The sequence below is a fragment of the Parasphingopyxis sp. genome (genome assembly GCF_028279465.1).
In the GTDB taxonomy this organism is placed as follows: domain Bacteria; phylum Pseudomonadota; class Alphaproteobacteria; order Sphingomonadales; family Sphingomonadaceae; genus Parasphingopyxis.
Map to the genome: position 1 here is coordinate 13,691 of NZ_JANQNS010000003.1, position 17,948 is coordinate 31,638.

Below are 17,948 nucleotides of genomic sequence, written 5' to 3' on the forward strand. Positions count from 1 at the left end.
GAGTCGAATCCGGCCCAGTGTTGCGCAAGCTCCACAACCCGCTTTTTCGCGACTCGGAAGAGCGCGCTTGCGGGGGTTGCCCAAGCGGCTATAACCGGGCTTTGTTTCGCTTTCATTTCCTCGCAGGTAAGTATCATGTTCCGTATGCGCAATGCCGCCTTTGCCGCCCTTCTGCCGCTGACTCTGATGGCCTGTGGCGGCGGCGATCGCCCCAGTCAGGAACTCGCTCCGGCGCAGATCTCGACGATCGGGGTTAACAGCTATCTCTGGCGCGCAAGCCTCGAAACCCTGTCCTTCATGCCTATGGCGCAGGTCGATTCGGCCGGCGGCGTGATCGTGACCGACTGGTATGCGAATCCGGCCGCGCCCACGGAGCGCATGAAACTGACGGTGACGATACTCGATCGCGACCTGCGCGCCGATGCGCTGACCGTCGCCGCCTCGCGCCAGCTCTACAACGGTGCGCAATGGCTCGAAGCGCCGGTTCAGGCCGCCACTGTCCAGCGGCTCGAGGAGATTATTCTCACCCGGGCCCGCGAATTGCGCCGCAATACCGTGATCGGCTGAGGCCGGTCATGGCCACAGCGCCGCACTAGACGAAAGTTTTGACAATGCCGTCTCGCTTCAATCCGCAAGCGGTGGACCAACGATGGCAGAAAGCCTGGGAAGAGGCCGGTACTTTCGCCGCCGATTCCGCAGCCGCCAAGCCGAAAAGCTATGTGCTGGAGATGTTCCCCTACCCGTCGGGGCGCATCCATATGGGCCATGTCCGCAACTATACGATGGGCGATGTGCTCGCCCGCTATCGGCGGATGACGGGGTATGAAGTGTTGCACCCGATGGGCTGGGACGCATTCGGCATGCCGGCCGAGAACGCGGCGATGGAAAAGAAGGTTCATCCCGGCGCATGGACGCGCGCCAATATCGAGGCGATGCGCGGCCAGCTCAAGCGGCTCGGCTTCGCGCTCGACTGGACGCGCGAGCTTTCGACCTGCGAACCTGAATATTATGGCCATGAACAGGCGCTGTTCCTTGATCTGTTCGCGGCGGGCCTCGTCTATCGCAAGGAAAGCGTGGTAAACTGGGATCCGGTCGACATGACCGTGCTCGCCAACGAGCAGGTGATCGACGGCAAGGGCTGGCGCTCGGGCGCGCCGGTCGAACGCCGCAAGCTCAGCCAATGGTTCCTGAAGATTACGGATTTTGCCGAGGACCTGCTCGCCGGTCTCGACGAGCTCGACGACTGGCCGGACAAGGTGAAACTGATGCAGGAAAACTGGATCGGCAAGAGCCGCGGCCTGCGCTTTCGCTTTACGCTCAGCGAGCCGGTCAACGGGCAGAGCCAGCTCCAGGTTTTCACGACCCGGCCCGATACGATTTTCGGCGCGAGCTTCGTGGCCGTCGCCGCCGATCATCCGCTCGCCGACGCCGTGGCGGCGAAGAACCCGGATGCGGCCGCCTTTGTCGCGCAATGTCAGTCCGGCGGTACGTCGGCGGCCGATATCGAAAGCGCGGAAAAGCTGGGCTTCGATACGGGCCTGAGCGCCGCGCATCCCTTTGAGCCGGAATGGGAACTGCCCGTCTATATCGCGAATTTCGTGCTCATGGATTATGGCACGGGGGCGATATTCGGCGTACCGGCGCACGACCAGCGCGACATGGATTTCGCGCGTAAATATGGCCTGCCCGTCCGCCGTGTAGTCGCAGACGGCAACACAACGGATTCCGAATTCGACGGCGACGAGGCCTTTTCGGGCGACGGCCCCCTCGTCAATTCACGCTTTCTCGACGGCATGGACGTCGAGACGGCGAAGAGCGCCGTTATCGCCCGCGCCGAAGAGGGTGGATGGGGCGAGGGCACGACCGAATGGCGGCTGCGCGACTGGGGCGTCTCGCGCCAGCGCTATTGGGGCACTCCGATCCCAATCATCCACTGCCCCGAATGCGGCGCGGTGCCGGTGCCACGCGACCAACTGCCGGTCGCCCTGCCCGATGACATCGATTTCGAAAAACCCGGCAACCCGCTCGACCGGCACCCGACCTGGAAACATGTCGATTGCCCGCAATGCGGAGAAGCGGCGCTGCGCGAAACCGATACGCTCGACACCTTCGTCAACAGCAGCTGGTATTTCATCCGCTTTGCGAGCCAGCCCGACGACAAAGCGTTCGACCGGGCCGAAGCCGAGGCCTGGCTGCCGGTCGGCCAGTATATCGGCGGCGTCGAACATGCGATCCTGCATTTGCTCTATGCACGCTTCTGGACGCGGGCCCTGAACCGGACCGGCATGCTCGACGTGAAAGAGCCGTTTGCAGGCCTTTTCACGCAGGGCATGGTCACGCACGAAACCTATCAGCACGGCGATGGCAGCTGGCTATCGCCGGACGAAGTGCAGCGCGACGGCGAAGACTGGGTGCATGTCGAAGACGGCACGCCCGTGACGACGGGCCGTATCGAGAAGATGTCGAAATCGAAGAAGAACGTCGTCGATCCCGATCCCATCGTCGACCAATATGGCGCAGACGCGGTGCGCTGGTTCATGCTGTCGGACAGCCCGCCCGAGCGCGACCTGCCCTGGACCGAAGCCGGCATCGAAGGTGCCTGGCGCTTTACGCAGCGGCTCTGGCGGCTGATCGAGGGCAATGCACGCGGTGAAGGTGTCGATGAAAGCCTCGACCGCAAGCTGCACCAGACGATTGCCGGGATCGGCGAAGATATCGAGGCGTTGTCCTTCAACAAGGCCGTCGCCAAAATCTACGAACTCACCAACGCGATCGAAAAGGCCCAGCCGAGCGCAAGCCGCGACACCGCGATCCGCACCATCGTGCGCCTCGTCGCGCCGATGGCGCCGCATCTGGCCGAAGAAAGTTGGCAGGCGCTGGGCGAGACCGGGATGGTCGCCGATGCGCCCTGGCCCGAGGCCGATCCGGCGCTGCTGGTCGAAGACGAAGTGACGATCGCCGTGCAGGTGAACGGAAAACTGCGCGATACGCTGTCCGCCGCCAAAGGCACGTCGAAAGCCGATCTCGAAGCATTGGCGCTCGGATCGGAGAAGATCGCGCGACAGCTTGATGGTGGAACGCCCAAAAAGATTATCGTCGTGCCCGATCGTCTGGTAAATATCGTCGCGTGATACGGATCGCCGCCCTTGGCCTGGTTTTGATGACGCTGCTCTCGGCATGTGGTTTGCGACCGCTCTATGGCGGCGCGGAATCGCCGGCGCGGCAAACGCTGGGCGCAGTCGAAATCGGCGGAATACCGGGCCGTGCCGGTTATCTGATGCGCGGCGCGCTCGCCCAGCGGCTGGGCGCGGTGGGGAGCGAAACGCCGCGCTACCGGCTCGAAGTGACGCTCGACGACCGCATCGAAGGGTTCGGTGTGCGCGCCGACAATGCCGTGACTCGCGAACGGCGGACGCTGCGCGCGCGCTTCCAACTCGTCACCATCGACCGCGGCACGGTATTACTTGACGCGACGGCGGGCTCGGACGCGGGCGTCGATGTTGTTTCGTCCGAATACGCGACGATCGCGGCCGAGGATTCGGCGCTGGAGCGACTGACGGAGCAGGTCGCTGATCAGATCGTGGCCCGTATCGCGCTGTACGCGACACGGCGGGCCGAACAGCAGGCGGGTAATCCAGCACCGGAACCCGTGGCCGATACGGAACTGCCCTAGATGAAGGCCAATCGCGGCCAGATCAGCCGGGCGCTCGCGGCGCCAACGGCCGATATTCGCTTCTACCTGCTTTACGGCCCGGATCGATCCGGTTCGGAATCGCTCGCGGCCAGCCTAGCGGACGCGATGGGCGAGGATGCCGAACGCGTCGATCTGACAGGCCCCGAACTCAAGTCCGACCCGGCGAAGCTGGCCGACGAGGCCGCGGCGATCTCCCTGTTCGGCGGCGCACGTTTTATCCGGATCGATTCGGCCGGCGATGAGATTTTCGCGGCGGTTGAGGCGCTGCTCGAAGCGGAAACGGCCGGCAATCCGGTCGTGGCGATCGCCGGAGCCTTGCGGGCGACGAACAAGCTTGTGAAACTGGCGTTCGCCGACGAGGCCGCCATGGCCTTTGCCAGCTATGCGCCGGAAGGCCGCGACGCCGACCGGCTGGTGATCGAAATGGCGCAGGAAACCGGTCTGCAGATTGCGCCCGATGTCGCCGGGCGACTCGCGCGCGGATGTCATGGCGACCGAGCCATTCTCGGCAGCGAGCTCACCAAATTGGCGCTGTACCTAGACGCGGCACCCGACCGGCCCCGCCGTGTCGATCATGATGCGCTGGATGCGCTTGCGGCCAATAGCGACGAAGGCGATCTGTCGCGGCTCGCCAATCTCGTGCTGTCGGGCGATCTGGCGGCGCTTGACCGGGAACTCACGCAACTCGCCAGCGAAGGCCTGACCGGCATTCCGCTGCTGCGCGCCGTGCTGCGCCGCCTGATGCTGCTGGCCAAGCTCCGCGCCGATGTCGAGCGGGGCAATAGCGCACAGTCGGTCATCGCCAAGGCCGGGCGCGCGATTTTCTGGAAAGACAAGGCGGTGGTCACGGACCAGCTCGAGCGGTGGCGCAGCGATGCGTTGGCGATCGCCATCAATCGCGCAAGCGATACCGAGCGCGCGCTGAAGAGTTCGGGTGGCCCCGGCCTGATCGCGGCAGACGAAGAGCTTTTCGCGATCGCCCGAAAGGCCCGATCCCTACGCTAAATTACTGATTGTTAGATATTTTCTCCGGAAAGCCGCTGGCATATCAGATCGAGCTGGTCGAGCGATTTATACGCGATGCCGACGACGCCCGTTTTCCCGTTATAGTCGATGGCGACCTTGAGACCGATGGCATCGCTGAGCTGGCGTTCGAGCGCGACGATATCCGCATCGCGTTCTTTTGCAGCCTTGCGGGGCCGGTCGCCGCCGCCCGGCTTGGCGCGGCGCGCCAGCTCCTCCGCTTCGCGCACGGAAAGCCCCTGCGCGGCGATCAGCCGGGCCAGCGCTTCGGCATCGGGCGCGGAAATAATCGCCCGCGCATGGCCCATATCGAGTTCGCCGGACACGACCATCGCCCGCACGGCTTCGGGAAGATCCAGCAACCGCAAGAGATTGGCGACATGGCTGCGCGATTTGTGCACGAGCCGGGCGAGCGCGGCCTGGCTGTGCCCGAAATCGTCGATCAGCCGCTTATAGGCTTCGGCTTCCTCGATCGCGTTCAGGTCTTCGCGCTGGATATTCTCGACCAGCGCGATCTCCAGCGTTTCGGCGTCGTCGAAGTCCCGGACGATGACCGGCACCTGATGCAGCTGCGCTTTTTGCGCGGCCCGCCAGCGCCGCTCGCCCGCTACGATCTGAAATCCCATGCCTTGCGGCCGGACCACAATGGGCTGGATCATGCCGCGCGCCTCGATCGAGCGCGCGAGCTCGCCCAGCGCCTCCTCGTCGAAATGCCGGCGCGGCTGATCGGGATGCGGCGCGATTTTGCCAACCGGCAGCATCTGGACGGCGCCCTCGTCCGGCGCGGCGTTGACGGGGGCCTCTTTCTCGACCTCGCCCATCAGGGCCGAGAGGCCGCGACCCAACCCGCTCGGCCGCTTTTTGGCCGGCGCTTTTTTCGAAGATTTTCCGTTGCTCATGCTTATGTCTTTCAGGCGGCTGCCGCTTTTTTGGGCAAGCGGGCGATCGTTTCGCGCGCCAGCGCCATATAGGCTTCGGAGCCGGGGCAGCGATAATCGTAGATCAGGGCCGGCATGCCATGGCTCGGCGCCTCGGACAGCCGCACATTGCGCGGAATGACGGTGTCGAACACAAGCTTGCCGAGCACGGCGCGCACATCCTCGGCCACCTGGCCCGACAGGTTATTGCGCCGATCATACATGGTCAGAACCACGCCGAAGATCGAAATATCCGGATTGAACCGCTCACGAACCCGCTCAACTGTCTGTAAAAGTTGGCTTAATCCTTCCAGTGCGAAAAATTCGCATTGCAGCGGCACGAGCAGCGACGGGGCTGCGACAAGCGCATTGATCGTGAGCAGGCCCAGCGATGGCGGACAGTCGATAAGGCAGATATCCCAACGCGAAGCGGGTGCGTCGGACAGCGCCCTATCGAGACGCTCGGTGCGCGCTTCATAATCGACAAGCTCGATTTCGGCGCCGGACAGATCGACCGTTGCGGGTACGACATCAAGGCGCGGAACGCGGGACGCGGTCGCGGAGTCTTCCACAGTGGCCTGGCCGGTCAGCAGATCATAGCTCGACAGCGCGCGCTGCTCATGCGTGATTCCGAGACCGGTCGAGGCATTACCCTGGGGATCAAGGTCCAGAAGCAGCACCTTCCAACCCGAGGCCGCGAGCGCGGTTGCGAGATTAATCGCCGTCGTCGTCTTGCCCACACCGCCCTTCTGGTTGGCAATCGCGATGCGGATCATGAACGTCTCCTCGGCTTCACTTTATGCGCCACAATGATGAATGCGTCGCTATCGGTCAGACTCGGCTCAAGCGAGAAATCACCCTGCCATGTTCCGCGCGCCGCTTCCAGTTCTTCTTGCGCCCGCCGCCCCTTTGGCAGGATCCATTGCGTATGGGCATGCGAAAAGCGGTGCGCCAAGGCGAAAAGTTGAGGCAGCGCAGCAAAAGCCCGCGCCGTGATCACATCCATGGGCCGCGTCTCGACCCGCTCAAGCTTTCGACCCTCGACGCGCACGCGATGGCCGAGCTGCAAACGCTCGATCGCGCTCTGCAGAAATTCGACGCGTCTTTTGCGGACCTCGACCAGCGTCATCGCCATATCGCCGATCAGTGCGAGGACTATGCCGGGCAATCCCGGCCCTGAACCCAGGTCGATCCAACGGCCCGAGCGCAATGCAGGGTCGGCGAGCATCAGCAGTTGCGCAGAGTCGCGTAAATGGCGCTCCCACACGATCTCCATCGTCGACTTGGCGATGAGATTCTGATTGCGGGACTCGACTTCCAACAGGGATACGAAAAGGTCCAGCTTTTCGAATGTTTCACGTGAAACATCGAGCTCTTCGGCGAGCCATTGGCGGACGGCGCGTTCGTCCATGCGGTCACGCAGCGCGTTGACGCGTATGGACCAATATGGCGGCCAAGGCGGCCGGCGTTATCCCGCGAATACGCACCGCTTCAGCGAGCGTCGACGGGCGCGCCATTTCCAGCCGCTCGACCATCTCATTGGATAGGCCGGCGATATCGCGATAGCGGAGACCCTGCGGTATCCGGATATTTTCGTCCGTGCCGAGCCGCGCAACTTCGGCAGCCTGCCGCTCCAGATAGGGCGCGTAGCGGATATCTTCGATGACCTCGCTCACGACATCGTCATCATGCGCTGCGCAGCCCGGCGCCAGCGCCTTGATGCCCACAACATTGGCGCCCGGCAGTGTGAGCCAATCGGCCAGCGACCGGGTTTCGCGATGCTGCCCAACCGCTATGCCGGCATCCTCGGCCTGTGCCGCCGTTACTGATTGCTCCATCGCGACTCTGACGTCATGGAGCTGCGTATTGCGGCGCGCGATCACGGCCTTATGGGCATCGCCGAGACAGTTCCATGTCAGCGCCTTTTCGCTGAGTCGCGTCGCCGCGTTGTCCGCGCGCAGACGCAGCCGATATTCGGCACGCGCGGTCAACATCCGATAGGGCTCGGTGACACCCTGCAGGACGAGATCGTCGATCATCACCCCGATATAGCTGGTCTCGCGATCGAAGGTTGCGACGGATTCACCGCGCGCGAACCGGGCCGCATTGATGCCCGCAACCAAGCCCTGCGCCGCCGCTTCCTCATAGCCGGTCGTGCCATTGATCTGCCCGGCAAGATACAGGCCCGGCATCGATCGTACTCCGAGATCATGCCCGAGAATGCGCGGATCGACATGATCATATTCCACCGCATAGCCGAGCTGCGCGATCTCGACCTTTTCGAGACCCGCGATCGTGCGCAGAAAATCGCGCTGCACATCGGCCGGCAAGGATGTCGAGATGCCGTTGGGATAGACCGCCGGGTCGTCCAAGCCCTCGGGCTCGAGAAAAATCTGATGCCCGTCGCGATCGCCGAAGCGATGGATTTTATCCTCGATAGACGGGCAGTAGCGCGGACCTTCGCCCTGGATCTCGCCAGAGAAAAGCGGCGACCTGTCGAGCGCGTTCCGGATGATGTCATGGGTTCGCCGGTTGGTCCGCGTAATCGCACAGAATAGCGCCGGATTCCGCCGCTCCTCGGTCCGCAGCGCCATCGTCCAGCCATCCTCATCCGATGGTTGAACATCGAGAGCCGCCCAATCGATCGTGCGCCCGTCGAGCCGCGGCGGCGTCCCGGTCTTCAACCGCGCCATTGGCAGTTTCGCCGCATAAAGCTGTTCCGCCAGCGCCGTCGCTGCCCGCTCACCAACGCGCCCGCCCGCTTCGTTTTCGAGGCCGAAATGCAGTTTCGCGCCCAAAAAGGTACCGGTCGCGAGAATGACGGATGTGCCCGCGAGAGTCTGATGACCGTCTACGACAAGCCCACGCACGGTCCGTCCGTTTTCCGCCAGATCGAGTGCCGTGGCTTCCGCTTCGACGATATCGAGCAGCGGTGTCTCATTCAGCATCTCATGGATCGCGGCCCGGTAGAGTTTGCGGTCCGCCTGAATGCGCGGCCCGCGCACTGCCGCGCCCTTGCTGCGGTTGAGCATCCGATAATGGATGGCGGCCGCATCAGATGCGCGGCCGATCAGGCCGTCAAACGCATCGACTTCGCGTACGAGATGGCCCTTGCCCAATCCTCCAATTGCGGGATTGCAGGACATGGCGCCGATCATATCCTTGCGCATCGAAACGAGTGCCGTGCGCGCGCCAACCCGCGCCGCAGCGGCAGCCGCCTCACAGCCGGCATGGCCGCCGCCCACGACAATCACGTCATAGCGCTCAGGAATCGCGTTTTTCGCCATGGCGCGCCTGTATCAGCGCGTCGCACGGACTCCAAGATGTTTCACGTGAAACAGGACTCACTTGCCAATGCAGAACCGCCCGAACAGCGCATCGAGCATATCCTCGACGCCGCCACGGCCCGTCAATCGATCAAGCACAGCGCGCGCCTGGCGGAGCGTCTCTACCAGAACAACCCAATCGCCCGGCGCAGCGGTCGCCAAAAGCCCCGCCGCCTCCCGAAGCGCCTGTCGTTGCCGCTGGTAAAGCGCAATCTGGCCTTGCTGCGGCAATAGCGCCCGCGCCCTTTGCAACAACTCGCTCCGCAATTGATCCATGCCCTCGCCGGTTTTCGCGGAGATCGTGATTATCCCGGGATCGCTGCTTTCCGACCGCCCCTGCTCGTCTACACGCGGGTGAAGCTTCAGCACATTGCCCTGGGAAGGCGCCTCACCCGCATCGCCAAGCCACAGGATGATATCGGCCTGCTCCGAGGTCGATATCGCCCGTTTGACACCCTCGTCTTCGATGGCGTCCCCGCTGTCCCGCAACCCGGCCGTATCGCTGAACAGAAACGCGATACCGTCAATCTCGACCGGCGCCTCGATCACGTCGCGCGTGGTCCCCGCCGTCGCCGAGACAATCGCCGCCTCGCGCGCGATCAGCGCGTTGAACAAAGTCGACTTGCCGGCATTGGGTGGGCCGGCTAGCGCAACCCGCACGCCATCCCGTATTCGCTCGGCCGGCGGCCGTTCCAGTAGCTCCAAAATTTCATTGTGAACGCTCTGCGCCTGCTCCAGCGCAAAACGCTCGTCACCCTCTTCGACATCCCCTTCGTCCGAGAAGTTGAGGACGGCCTCGAGCCGCGCCTCCGCCATCAGCAATGCCTCGCGCCAAGCGGCAATATGTCGCGCCAATCCGCCCTCGGCCATCGCCAGTGCCTGGCGCCGCTGGCTCTCGGTCTCGGCCGCGAGCAAATCGCCCAGACCTTCGACCGCGGAGAGGTCCATCCGCTGATTCAAAAAAGCTCTGCGCGTGAATTCCCCGGCTTCGGCGACGCGCAAACCCGGCATATTTCCCAAAACATTCAGTAATTTAGCGGCAACCGCCTTGCTACCATGAACGTGAAATTCGGCCAGATCTTCGCCGGTCGCGCTGTCCGGTCCGGGAAACCACAAAACAAGACCGCGGTCGATCGGTTCGCCATCCGCCGGATCGCGCAAGAGTGTCAGCGACGCCCGGCGCGGCTCCGGCAAACGCCCGCTAAGCGTTTCGAGCGCCGGTCCGCTCTTCGGGCCGCTAACCCGGATAACGGCTATCGCGCTCGGCAGCCCGGCCGTCGACAGCGCAAAGATCGTCGCGCTGTCGTCCCCGGCTACCGCCATGGCGGCCGGATCACTTTTTCGTCCCGCTGATCTGATCGAAGAAGCGTGTCCACATCGAGAGTCCGGCCTCGCTCATCGGCCCCCAGCTGCGCATGAGCTTTTCGATCGTGTCCGGTGTAATCCCCTCCTCCATCGTCTCCTTCATCCTGTCGAGATAGAGATCGTGGACCGGAGTCAGGTCGGGAAGCCCGAGAAAGCGGCGGGCTTCTTCGGGCGAACAATCGACATCGACGGTGACTTTCATGCGCGGACTCCTCAAAATGCTGGCCTTTCCATAGGCAATGCGCGAAACCGCGTCCATGACCTGTCATATTATCGCAAGCCCGATCGGGGCGATCTCGATTTCCGCCAGCGGCGATGCGCTGGTTTCGGTCGATATGCTCGGCGCCTCGGCAAAACCCGATACCAGCGATCATCCGCTGCTGCGGGAAGCACGCAAGCAAATCGACGCCTATTTCGCCGGCGCGCTCCGGCAGTTCGATCTGCCGCTGGAACCGGCATCGACGGCGCGCGGCAATGAGTTGCGCCAGGCCGTCATGGCGATCCCCTATGGCGAAACGCAAAGCTATGGCGAGGTGGCGCGGCGCACCGGTTCGGGGCCGCGCGCCATCGGCCGCGTGTGCAGCCACAATCCGCTGCCGTTGATCGTTCCCTGCCATCGGGTCGTCGCCGCAGGCGGTAAAATCGGGTATTATTCGGGCGGGGACGGTATACCGACCAAGCGATTCCTTTTGACGCATGAGAACAAGCAGGAGGCCGGCCAATGGGCAGCATGATTACCATTCCGACGCTAAGCGGAGACGAAAGCTTTCCCGTCTATCGCGCAGCGCCGAACGGCGACGCCAAGGCGGCGATTATCGTCATTCAGGAGATTTTCGGCGTAAATCCGGGCATTCGCGCGAAATGCGACCATTGGGCCGCGCATGGCTATCTCGCGCTGGCGCCCGATCTCTTCTGGCGGATCAACAGCGATACGGATCTCGACCCCGATGTCGAAGCCGAATTCCAGGAAGCGCTCGACCTCATGGGTAAGTTCGATCAGGATCAGGGCGTCCGCGATATCGAAGCGACGATCCATGCGGCGCGCGAAGAGATTGGTGGCGAGAGCCGCGCCAAGGTCGGATGCGTCGGCTATTGCCTGGGCGGCCGGCTCGCTTTCATGACCGCCGCGCGCACGGATATCGACGCCAGCGTCGGCTATTATGGTGTGGGCATCGACGGGCTGCTCGGCGAGAAAAACGCGATTGCGCATCCCGTCTTGCTGCACATCCCGACCGCCGACGGCTTCGTCCCCGCCGAGGCCCAGGCCGCCATGCACGAAGGCCTGGATGAACACCCGAAGGTTACGCTGCATGACTATGACGGGCTAGATCATGGCTTTGCGACCGAGTTTGGCGATCGCCGGGATGACGAAGCGGCCAAACTGGCGGATAGCCGGACCGAAGCCTTTTTTGCCGAGCATCTCGGATGACAAGCGATCCGCGACTGCAGCGCTGGTTCGATCATATGGAGGGCGACCGGAGCGCGGAAAGCCTCCGCCCGCTACTTGCCGACAATGCGACCTTCCACTCGCCCGTCGTCCACACGCCGCAACGCGGCATCGATCTTACGCTCGCCTATCTGACGGCCGCCGACACCGTGTTCGGTAATGGCAGTTTCGAATATGTCCGGACGCTCGTCGATGGCGACAATGCGATGCTGGAGTTCACCGCCGAGATCGACGGTATTCACATCAATGGCATCGACCTTATCCATTGGAATGCGAACGGCCAGATCGACGATTTCAAGGTCATGGTGCGGCCATTGAAGGCGATCAACATGCTCTGGAAGATGATGGGTGCGCAGCTCGAAAAACAGGCCGGCTAGGCATTAACCCTCTTTCTTGAAACGAATTTTACCGTAAGGGCGCCGCCTGCGCTACGGTGCGGCGATGGCATCGCTCCGCAGATTCCTCTTCATCCTGCTGCTTGCGCTTGGCACAGCGACCCATGCGCAACGCGGCGCAAGTCTTGCGCTTGAGGCGCCGTGGCACGGATTGCCGCAAATCCCGGTCACGCTTAACGACGCGGTCGAGGGGCGTTTCATCGTCGATACGGCGGCGAGCAAAACGATGCTCTCCCGCGAAACAGTCCGCAGGCTCGGCCTCGCCGGTCGCGGCGCGCCGGCCCGCCTCAGCGGTTCGACCGGCCGGACCGCAACGCACTATCACAGGCTTGCCAGCTTACGCCTCGGTACGCGCGACTATCGCCAGCTTACGGCGTTCGAATTCCCGCGCAGTGCCGATATCGGGCCAGTGGATGGCTTGGTCGGCGCGGACATTTTGCGCGATCACGTCCTGGAATTCGACAACCGCCATGGCCGATTTCGGCTGCTCGACCCGAGACTCGATCCTGCGCACGGCGAGGACCGATGGGCCATCATCCCGTTTCACGAACGGGATGATGGCTTGCTGATTCTCGAGGTGACGATCGGGCGGGCGCGCATGCCGGCGCTGTTCGATACCGGCGCGGCGCAGAATATCGTCAACCCGGCAGCTGCCCGCGCGATCGGATTGCGGCTGTTTCCGGACAGTGCGTCCCGCTCGGCCATCGGCGGCGCGTCCGGCCATGTCCAGGAGATGCATCAGATCGATATCAGCCGCCTGTCGATCGGCGATCTCGCTTTCGGCTGGACGCGGATTGGCGTGACCGATCTCGCGATCTTCGATGCGCTCGGTATCGGCGATGGTCCGGCGATGCTGCTGAGCGCGGCAATGCTCTCGGACCGCCGCTTCATCGTCGATTATCCGCGCGATCGATTGCTTGTCGAACGCGCCTCGGATTAGGCGAAGAGAGTCATCAACCCGACTTCGGGATCGATCGTGCCCTCATAGATCATCCGTACCGCGACCCAGAGAATGACAAGCAGGCCGATATAGGCGATCCATTTGTAGCGCTCGATATAGCGGGCGATGATATTCGCCGCGAGGCCCATCAGGGCGACCGAAAGCAACAGCCCGATGACGAGAATGCCTGGATGATCGCGCGCCGCGCCCGCGACGCCGAGCACATTGTCGAGGCTCATCGAGACATCGGCCGCCGTCACGGCCCAGACGGCGCCCCAGAAGCTGCGCGCGGGTTTCAGGCCGGAATGCTCGTCGCCGGCAATCTCCGCTGACCCCGGCGATTCTCCCTCATGTCGCAATTCGCGCCAGAATTTCCACGCGACCCAGAGAAGCAGCAGCCCGCCCGCGAGGATCAGGCCGACGATCCCAAGCAACACGCTAACGATCAGCGCGAAGAAGATACGCATGACCAGCGCGGCGGTAATGCCGATGATGATCACCTTGCGGCGCTGATCGGCCGGCAGTCCGCCCGCCAGCGCGCCGACGACGATTGCGTTATCGGCGGCGAAGACGAGATCGATCAGCACGACCTGACCGAAGGCCGCCATCGCCGACGGCGAATTCAGATTGCTGAAATCATGGACGATCGCCTGCCAGATATCCGACAGCGAACCGAGACCCGGCTCGGCTGCGGAAACCAAAGAGAGCAGGTCGATCATCGAATGTGCGCCGTCTTACTGATTCATCGAATCGAAGAAATCCTCGTTGGTCTTCGAATCCTTCATCTTGTCGAGCAGGAACTCCATCGCATCGACGGTGCCCATCTGCATGAGGATACGGCGTAGCACATACATTTTCGAGAGCGTATCGGCTTCGACGAGCAGCTCTTCCTTACGTGTGCCCGATTTGCCGACATCGAGCGCCGGGAAGATGCGCTTGTCGGACACCTTGCGGTCGAGCACGATTTCCGAGTTGCCCGTGCCCTTGAACTCTTCGAAGATCACCTCGTCCATGCGGCTGCCCGTATCGATCAGCGCGGTCGCGATGATCGAGAGGCTGCCGCCTTCCTCGATATTGCGCGCGGCGCCGAAGAACCGCTTCGGGCGCTGCAGCGCATTGGCATCGACACCGCCCGTCAGCACTTTACCCGAGCTCGGCACGACCGTGTTATAAGCGCGGCCGAGGCGCGTAATCGAGTCGAGCAGGATCACGACGTCCTTCTTGTGCTCGACGAGGCGCTTGGCCTTTTCGATCACCATCTCGGCGACCTGCACGTGGCGCTGGGCAGGTTCGTCGAAGGTCGAGGAGATGACCTCGCCATTCACCGAGCGCTGCATATCGGTCACTTCTTCCGGCCGCTCGTCGATCAGCAGGACGAGCAGATAGACTTCGGGATGATTGTCGGTGATCGCCTTGGCGATATTCTGCAGCAGCACCGTCTTACCCGTGCGCGGCGGCGCAACGATCAAGGCGCGCTGGCCCTTGCCCTGCGGACTGACGACATCGATGACCCGCGCCGATTTGTCCTTCACCGTCGGATCGGCGCTGTCGAGCGTCAGCTTCTCGTCCGGATAGAGCGGCGTGAGATTGTCGAAATTGACGCGCGTACGCAGATATTCAGGATCATCGAAATTGATCTCGGTGACCTTGGTCAGCGCGAAATAGCGTTCGCCATCCTTCGGCCCGCGGATTTCGCCCTCGACCGTATCGCCCGTGCGCAGGCCGAACTTACGGACCTGATTGGGCGAGACATAGATATCGTCGGGGCCAGCGAGATAATTGGCTTCGGGACTGCGCAGGAAGCCGAACCCGTCGGGCAGCACTTCGATCGTGCCCATGCCCATAATCTGTTCGCCATTTTCGCTCTCGGCTTTGAGGATGCCGAAGAGCAGATCCTGCTTGCGCAGCGTGGACGCGCCTTCGACGCCGAGATCTTCGGCCATCTTGACGAGCTCGGCCGGCTTTTTCTGTTTCAAGTCTTTGAGATGCATAATGGATTCCTGGCGGAAAATAGAATGTGGAGAAGCGTCGGTGCCTGAGAAAGATGCGCCGGAAACATATCGCGCCGCACAAGGAGAGGCGGCGGTTGCTTGGCTTGCGAATTAGGTGGCGCGGCGGATCAAGTCAAGCGCAACGCGATGTGCGACGCCTAGCTAAAATGGCCGGACAATGACCAATATGACGATCACGGCCGCGGCGATCCCCGGTATCTCGTTCAGCATACGCAATCGCTTGCCCGACAAGGGCCGCTCGCCCCGGGCGAGTTTCTTGCGATAGGCCATCAGCCAGCCCTGATATCCCGATAAGGCGACGACGAAGAGCAGCTTGGCGTGAAACCAGGGCTGCGCCCAGATATTGAGATAATAGGCGAGCGCGAGGCCGAGAACCCATACGATCAGCATCGACGGATTCATGATGATCGTCGATAATTTATCCTCGCGCTCGACCCAAGCCGTCGCCTCGGCCGATCCTTCCGGCGCCTCCTGATGATAAACGAAAAAGCGCGGCAGCATGAACAGCCCGGCCATCCAGAAGATGACGAAGATGATATGCGCGGCCTTGAGCCAGGGATAGGCGAGAGCAAGAACTTCCATCATCGCTCAGCCTCCGCGCAGCCGCGCGAGCAGATGCTCGACATGGGCGATCGGCGTATCGGGCAGAATGCCATGGCCGAGATTGAACACATGTGGCCGCCCGGCGAAAGCCCTGAGGATCCGGTCCATCGCATGATCGAGCCGGTCGCCGCCCGCGATCAGCGCCAGCGGATCGAGATTCCCCTGCACCGGCAGTGTGTCCGGCAACGCATCGGCGGCCCATTCGGGATTGATCGTTTCATCGATGCCGAGCGCATCCACCATCGTTTCGCGCGCATAGGCGGGCAGCTTCTCGCCCGCGCCTTTCGGAAAGCCGATGATCGGCGTGTCGGGATACCGGTCCCGCAGTTCGGCGACGATTTTCGCATTGGGCGCGATGACCCATTGCTCGAACTGCGCCGGCGACAGGCTGCCCGACCAGCTGTCGAACAACTGCACGGCATCGACGCCCGCTTCGATCTGCTTCCCGAGATACTCGATGGTGCTGTTCGCAATCGCATCGATGATCGCGCCGAACGCTTGCGGATCGCCATAGGCCATGCGCCGCGTCTCGGCCTGGTCCCGGCTGCCTTGCCCGGCAACCATATAGGTCGCCACGGTCCATGGACTACCCGCAAAGCCGAGAAAGGTCGTCTCCGGCGGCAAGGCCTCTGCGACTAACGCAACCGTCCTGTAGACCGGGTCCAGGCGCTCCGGCACCGGTTCGAGTGCATCCAGCGCGCTATCGACAAGCGGCGGCGAGAGGCGCGGTCCTTCTCCGGCGACAAAGCGCAAGTCCTGACCCAGCGCGTGCGGGATCACGAGAATATCGGAAAAGAGGATCGCCCCGTCAAAACCGAACCGGTGAATCGGTTGCAGCGTAACCTCAGCTGCGGCTTCGCTGTCATGCACGAGATCGAGAAAGCCGCCCTTTTCCGCTCGTAGCGCGCGATATTCGGGAAGGTAGCGTCCGGCCTGGCGCATGAGCCAAACGGGTGGTGGGTCGCGCCGCTCGCCCCGCAAAACGGCGAGTAGGGGACGGTCAGTCTGTTGGGTGTCCGGCGTCTCGGAAGGTTCGTCTATCACTATATATACTTATATAATTATAAAATTGATGGAGTCAGTTGCAGGCTTGGCAACGGGGTTTAGTCGGCACTGTCGATAATGCCAACAGCTTGACGCGGAACAGAGTCCCGAAAGTGGCCGGAGTCGATTCCCTTATCCCGGCAACTCACATCCTGTGTGCGGATTCCATTCCCTGTTGATAGACTATGGCATGAAAACGCGCTGTGCGGTGACGGTTTCATCGCTTGCCTCTATCCCGGCATTTCCGCTAGCGCCATCGTCAGGCTTTTCCACATGGTTGTCCGATACGGACTGCGCTACACAGGTGCTGCATGATCCGGCTCCATCTTCATCTGATTTCGGACTCGACCGGAGAGACGCTCGAAAATATCGCCAAGGCGGGGCTCGCCCAATTCGACGATGTCGAGACGATCAAGCATTTCTGGCCGATGGTGCGCAGCGAAGGCCATGTCGATCGCGTGCTCGACGATATCGGTAAGCAGCCGGGCCTCGTGCTCTACACATTGGTCGATCATCATGTGCGGCGCAAACTCGAAACGCGCTGTCGGGCGATGGGCCTGCCCGCCGTCTCCGCGCTCGATCCCGTGATCGACGCACTCTCCCGGCTGCTCGGCATGGAAGCCAAGGAACGGCCCGGGCGGCAGCATGCGCTGGATGCGGCTTATTTCCAGCGGGTCGAAGCCATTCAATATACGATCGCGCATGATGACGGGGTGGGGCCCGACGATTGGGATCGTGCTGATATCGTGCTTGCCGGCGTGTCGCGGACATCGAAAACGCCAACGAGCATCTATCTTGCCAATCGCGGTTATAAGGTCGCGAATGTTCCGCTCGTGCCGGAATCACCGCCACCCGATACGCTCTACCGACTCAAACATCCGGTTATAGTCGGTCTGACGACCAGCCCCGACCGGCTCGTCCAGGTCCGCCGCAACCGGCTGCTCAGTCTCAATCAAACGCCCGAAACCGATTATGTCGACCGGGATCGGGTCAAGGCCGAAGTCGGTTTCGCGCGGCGGATCTTCGCGGACAATGACTGGCCGGTCATCGATGTCACCCGCAGATCGATCGAGGAGAGCGCAGCGGCGATCCTCAACATCGTCAGCGACCGGTCCAACAAGGATGGCCATATCCAGCCGGACGAAACGACATCGCCAGCCTGATCCTTGCCTCGCAAAGCAG

General features: G+C 62.5%; 19 protein-coding genes. 9 read left to right on the forward strand and 10 right to left on the reverse strand.

The genetic code is table 11. The features are described from left to right. Positions 1-144 precede the first annotated feature (144 nt). The 4 genes from Q0974_RS01000 to holA are packed head-to-tail and all read left to right on the forward strand — an operon-like array spanning position 145 to position 4,699. Positions 145-567, forward strand: a complete 423-nt coding sequence (locus Q0974_RS01000; protein ID WP_299322118.1) for a DUF3576 domain-containing protein — start codon at positions 145-147, stop codon at positions 565-567. 44 nt (positions 568-611) lie between these two features. Then, positions 612-3,131 (forward strand): leucine--tRNA ligase, encoded by a 2,520-nt coding sequence (leuS, locus tag Q0974_RS01005; RefSeq protein ID WP_299321557.1) that lies wholly within the window; start codon positions 612-614, stop codon positions 3,129-3,131. Continuing rightward, positions 3,128-3,673, forward strand: coding sequence for an LPS assembly lipoprotein LptE (gene lptE / locus Q0974_RS01010; protein ID WP_299321561.1), 546 nt, complete (start codon positions 3,128-3,130; stop codon positions 3,671-3,673). Before leuS ends, lptE begins: the two co-directional genes overlap by 4 nt. Beyond that, positions 3,674-4,699 (forward strand): DNA polymerase III subunit delta, encoded by a 1,026-nt coding sequence (gene holA, locus Q0974_RS01015; RefSeq protein ID WP_299321563.1) that lies wholly within the window; start codon positions 3,674-3,676, stop codon positions 4,697-4,699. A gap of 11 nt (positions 4,700-4,710) precedes the next feature. Here the strand turns inward: holA and Q0974_RS01020 are convergent, their stop codons facing one another. The 6 genes from Q0974_RS01020 to Q0974_RS01045 all read right to left on the reverse strand — a co-directional run bounded on the left by Q0974_RS01020 (position 4,711) and on the right by Q0974_RS01045 (position 10,527). Beyond that, positions 4,711-5,616 carry a ParB/RepB/Spo0J family partition protein gene (locus Q0974_RS01020; RefSeq protein ID WP_299321564.1) on the reverse strand — a complete coding sequence of 302 codons (906 nt, stop codon included), beginning with the start codon at positions 5,614-5,616 and terminating at the stop codon, positions 4,711-4,713. An 11-nt stretch (positions 5,617-5,627) separates the two neighbouring features. Continuing rightward, positions 5,628-6,410 (reverse strand): ParA family protein, encoded by a 783-nt coding sequence (locus tag Q0974_RS01025; protein ID WP_299321567.1) that lies wholly within the window; start codon positions 6,408-6,410, stop codon positions 5,628-5,630. Next, positions 6,407-7,045, reverse strand: coding sequence for a 16S rRNA (guanine(527)-N(7))-methyltransferase RsmG (gene rsmG / locus Q0974_RS01030; RefSeq protein WP_299321570.1), 639 nt, complete (start codon positions 7,043-7,045; stop codon positions 6,407-6,409). Before rsmG ends, Q0974_RS01025 begins: the two co-directional genes overlap by 4 nt. A gap of 4 nt (positions 7,046-7,049) precedes the next feature. After that, entirely contained in the window at positions 7,050-8,906 is a 1,857-nt protein-coding gene (gene mnmG / locus Q0974_RS01035) for a tRNA uridine-5-carboxymethylaminomethyl(34) synthesis enzyme MnmG (protein WP_299322121.1), read from the reverse strand. A 72-nt stretch (positions 8,907-8,978) separates the two neighbouring features. Beyond that, positions 8,979-10,283, reverse strand: a complete 1,305-nt coding sequence (mnmE, locus tag Q0974_RS01040; RefSeq protein WP_299321572.1) for a tRNA uridine-5-carboxymethylaminomethyl(34) synthesis GTPase MnmE — start codon at positions 10,281-10,283, stop codon at positions 8,979-8,981. Positions 10,284-10,293: 10 nt separating this feature from the next. Then, positions 10,294-10,527 carry a DUF6489 family protein gene (locus Q0974_RS01045; RefSeq protein ID WP_299321575.1) on the reverse strand — a complete coding sequence of 78 codons (234 nt, stop codon included), beginning with the start codon at positions 10,525-10,527 and terminating at the stop codon, positions 10,294-10,296. Between the two features lie 55 nt (positions 10,528-10,582). Between Q0974_RS01045 and Q0974_RS01050 the strand changes: the two genes are divergently transcribed. From Q0974_RS01050 to Q0974_RS01065, 4 genes are all read left to right on the forward strand, one after another. After that, positions 10,583-11,059: a methylated-DNA--[protein]-cysteine S-methyltransferase gene (locus Q0974_RS01050; RefSeq protein ID WP_299321579.1), complete on the forward strand. Its 477-nt coding sequence runs from the start codon at positions 10,583-10,585 to the stop codon at positions 11,057-11,059. Beyond that, complete coding sequence (locus tag Q0974_RS01055; RefSeq protein WP_299321581.1) at positions 11,047-11,754, forward strand: dienelactone hydrolase family protein; 708 nt, start codon at positions 11,047-11,049, stop codon at positions 11,752-11,754. The genes Q0974_RS01050 and Q0974_RS01055 overlap by 13 nt, the downstream gene beginning before the upstream one ends. Next, the gene (locus tag Q0974_RS01060; protein WP_299321583.1) at positions 11,751-12,149 is read left to right on the forward strand and encodes a nuclear transport factor 2 family protein; all 399 of its coding nucleotides are present in this window, start codon (positions 11,751-11,753) and stop codon (positions 12,147-12,149) included. The genes Q0974_RS01055 and Q0974_RS01060 overlap by 4 nt, the downstream gene beginning before the upstream one ends. A 64-nt stretch (positions 12,150-12,213) precedes the next feature. Beyond that, positions 12,214-13,107 carry an aspartyl protease family protein gene (locus Q0974_RS01065; RefSeq protein WP_299321586.1) on the forward strand — a complete coding sequence of 298 codons (894 nt, stop codon included), beginning with the start codon at positions 12,214-12,216 and terminating at the stop codon, positions 13,105-13,107. On the opposite strand, the gene Q0974_RS01070 is transcribed toward Q0974_RS01065, so the two are convergent. The 4 genes from Q0974_RS01070 to hemE all read right to left on the reverse strand — a co-directional run bounded on the left by Q0974_RS01070 (position 13,104) and on the right by hemE (position 16,763). Further along, positions 13,104-13,826 carry a TerC family protein gene (locus Q0974_RS01070; RefSeq protein ID WP_299321588.1) on the reverse strand — a complete coding sequence of 241 codons (723 nt, stop codon included), beginning with the start codon at positions 13,824-13,826 and terminating at the stop codon, positions 13,104-13,106. The genes Q0974_RS01065 and Q0974_RS01070 overlap by 4 nt on opposite strands. Before the next feature lie 15 nt (positions 13,827-13,841). Continuing rightward, entirely contained in the window at positions 13,842-15,098 is a 1,257-nt protein-coding gene (rho, locus tag Q0974_RS01075) for a transcription termination factor Rho (RefSeq protein ID WP_299321589.1), read from the reverse strand. A gap of 162 nt (positions 15,099-15,260) precedes the next feature. Continuing rightward, entirely contained in the window at positions 15,261-15,704 is a 444-nt protein-coding gene (locus Q0974_RS01080; RefSeq protein WP_299321591.1) for a CopD family protein, read from the reverse strand. A 3-nt stretch (positions 15,705-15,707) separates the two neighbouring features. Further along, entirely contained in the window at positions 15,708-16,763 is a 1,056-nt protein-coding gene (hemE, locus tag Q0974_RS01085) for a uroporphyrinogen decarboxylase (RefSeq protein ID WP_299322123.1), read from the reverse strand. Positions 16,764-17,077: 314 nt separating this feature from the next. Between hemE and Q0974_RS01090 the strand changes: the two genes are divergently transcribed. Continuing rightward, a complete protein-coding gene (locus Q0974_RS01090; protein ID WP_299321593.1) occupies positions 17,078-17,929 on the forward strand; it encodes a pyruvate, water dikinase regulatory protein in 852 nt (283 codons plus the stop codon). The last annotated feature ends 19 nt before the right edge of the window (positions 17,930-17,948 follow it).

Excerpts from the sequence above, each read along its gene's own strand:
- Q0974_RS01000 (WP_299322118.1), top strand. The coding sequence starts at position 145 with ATGCGCAATGCCGCCTTTGCCGCCCTTCTGCCGCTGACTCTGATGGCC.
- leuS (WP_299321557.1), top strand. The coding sequence starts at position 612 with ATGCCGTCTCGCTTCAATCCGCAAGCGGTGGACCAACGATGGCAGAAA.
- holA (WP_299321563.1), top strand. The coding sequence starts at position 3,674 with ATGAAGGCCAATCGCGGCCAGATCAGCCGGGCGCTCGCGGCGCCAACG.
- Q0974_RS01020 (WP_299321564.1), bottom strand. The coding sequence starts at position 5,616 with ATGAGCAACGGAAAATCTTCGAAAAAAGCGCCGGCCAAAAAGCGGCCG.
- Q0974_RS01025 (WP_299321567.1), bottom strand. The coding sequence starts at position 6,410 with ATGATCCGCATCGCGATTGCCAACCAGAAGGGCGGTGTGGGCAAGACG.
- rsmG (WP_299321570.1), bottom strand. The coding sequence starts at position 7,045 with ATGGACGAACGCGCCGTCCGCCAATGGCTCGCCGAAGAGCTCGATGTT.
- mnmE (WP_299321572.1), bottom strand. The coding sequence starts at position 10,283 with ATGGCGGTAGCCGGGGACGACAGCGCGACGATCTTTGCGCTGTCGACG.
- Q0974_RS01045 (WP_299321575.1), bottom strand. The coding sequence starts at position 10,527 with ATGAAAGTCACCGTCGATGTCGATTGTTCGCCCGAAGAAGCCCGCCGC.
- Q0974_RS01050 (WP_299321579.1), top strand. The coding sequence starts at position 10,583 with ATGACCTGTCATATTATCGCAAGCCCGATCGGGGCGATCTCGATTTCC.
- Q0974_RS01055 (WP_299321581.1), top strand. The coding sequence starts at position 11,047 with ATGGGCAGCATGATTACCATTCCGACGCTAAGCGGAGACGAAAGCTTT.
- Q0974_RS01060 (WP_299321583.1), top strand. The coding sequence starts at position 11,751 with ATGACAAGCGATCCGCGACTGCAGCGCTGGTTCGATCATATGGAGGGC.
- Q0974_RS01065 (WP_299321586.1), top strand. The coding sequence starts at position 12,214 with ATGGCATCGCTCCGCAGATTCCTCTTCATCCTGCTGCTTGCGCTTGGC.
- Q0974_RS01070 (WP_299321588.1), bottom strand. The coding sequence starts at position 13,826 with ATGATCGACCTGCTCTCTTTGGTTTCCGCAGCCGAGCCGGGTCTCGGT.
- rho (WP_299321589.1), bottom strand. The coding sequence starts at position 15,098 with ATGCATCTCAAAGACTTGAAACAGAAAAAGCCGGCCGAGCTCGTCAAG.
- Q0974_RS01080 (WP_299321591.1), bottom strand. The coding sequence starts at position 15,704 with ATGATGGAAGTTCTTGCTCTCGCCTATCCCTGGCTCAAGGCCGCGCAT.
- Q0974_RS01090 (WP_299321593.1), top strand. The coding sequence starts at position 17,078 with ATGATCCGGCTCCATCTTCATCTGATTTCGGACTCGACCGGAGAGACG.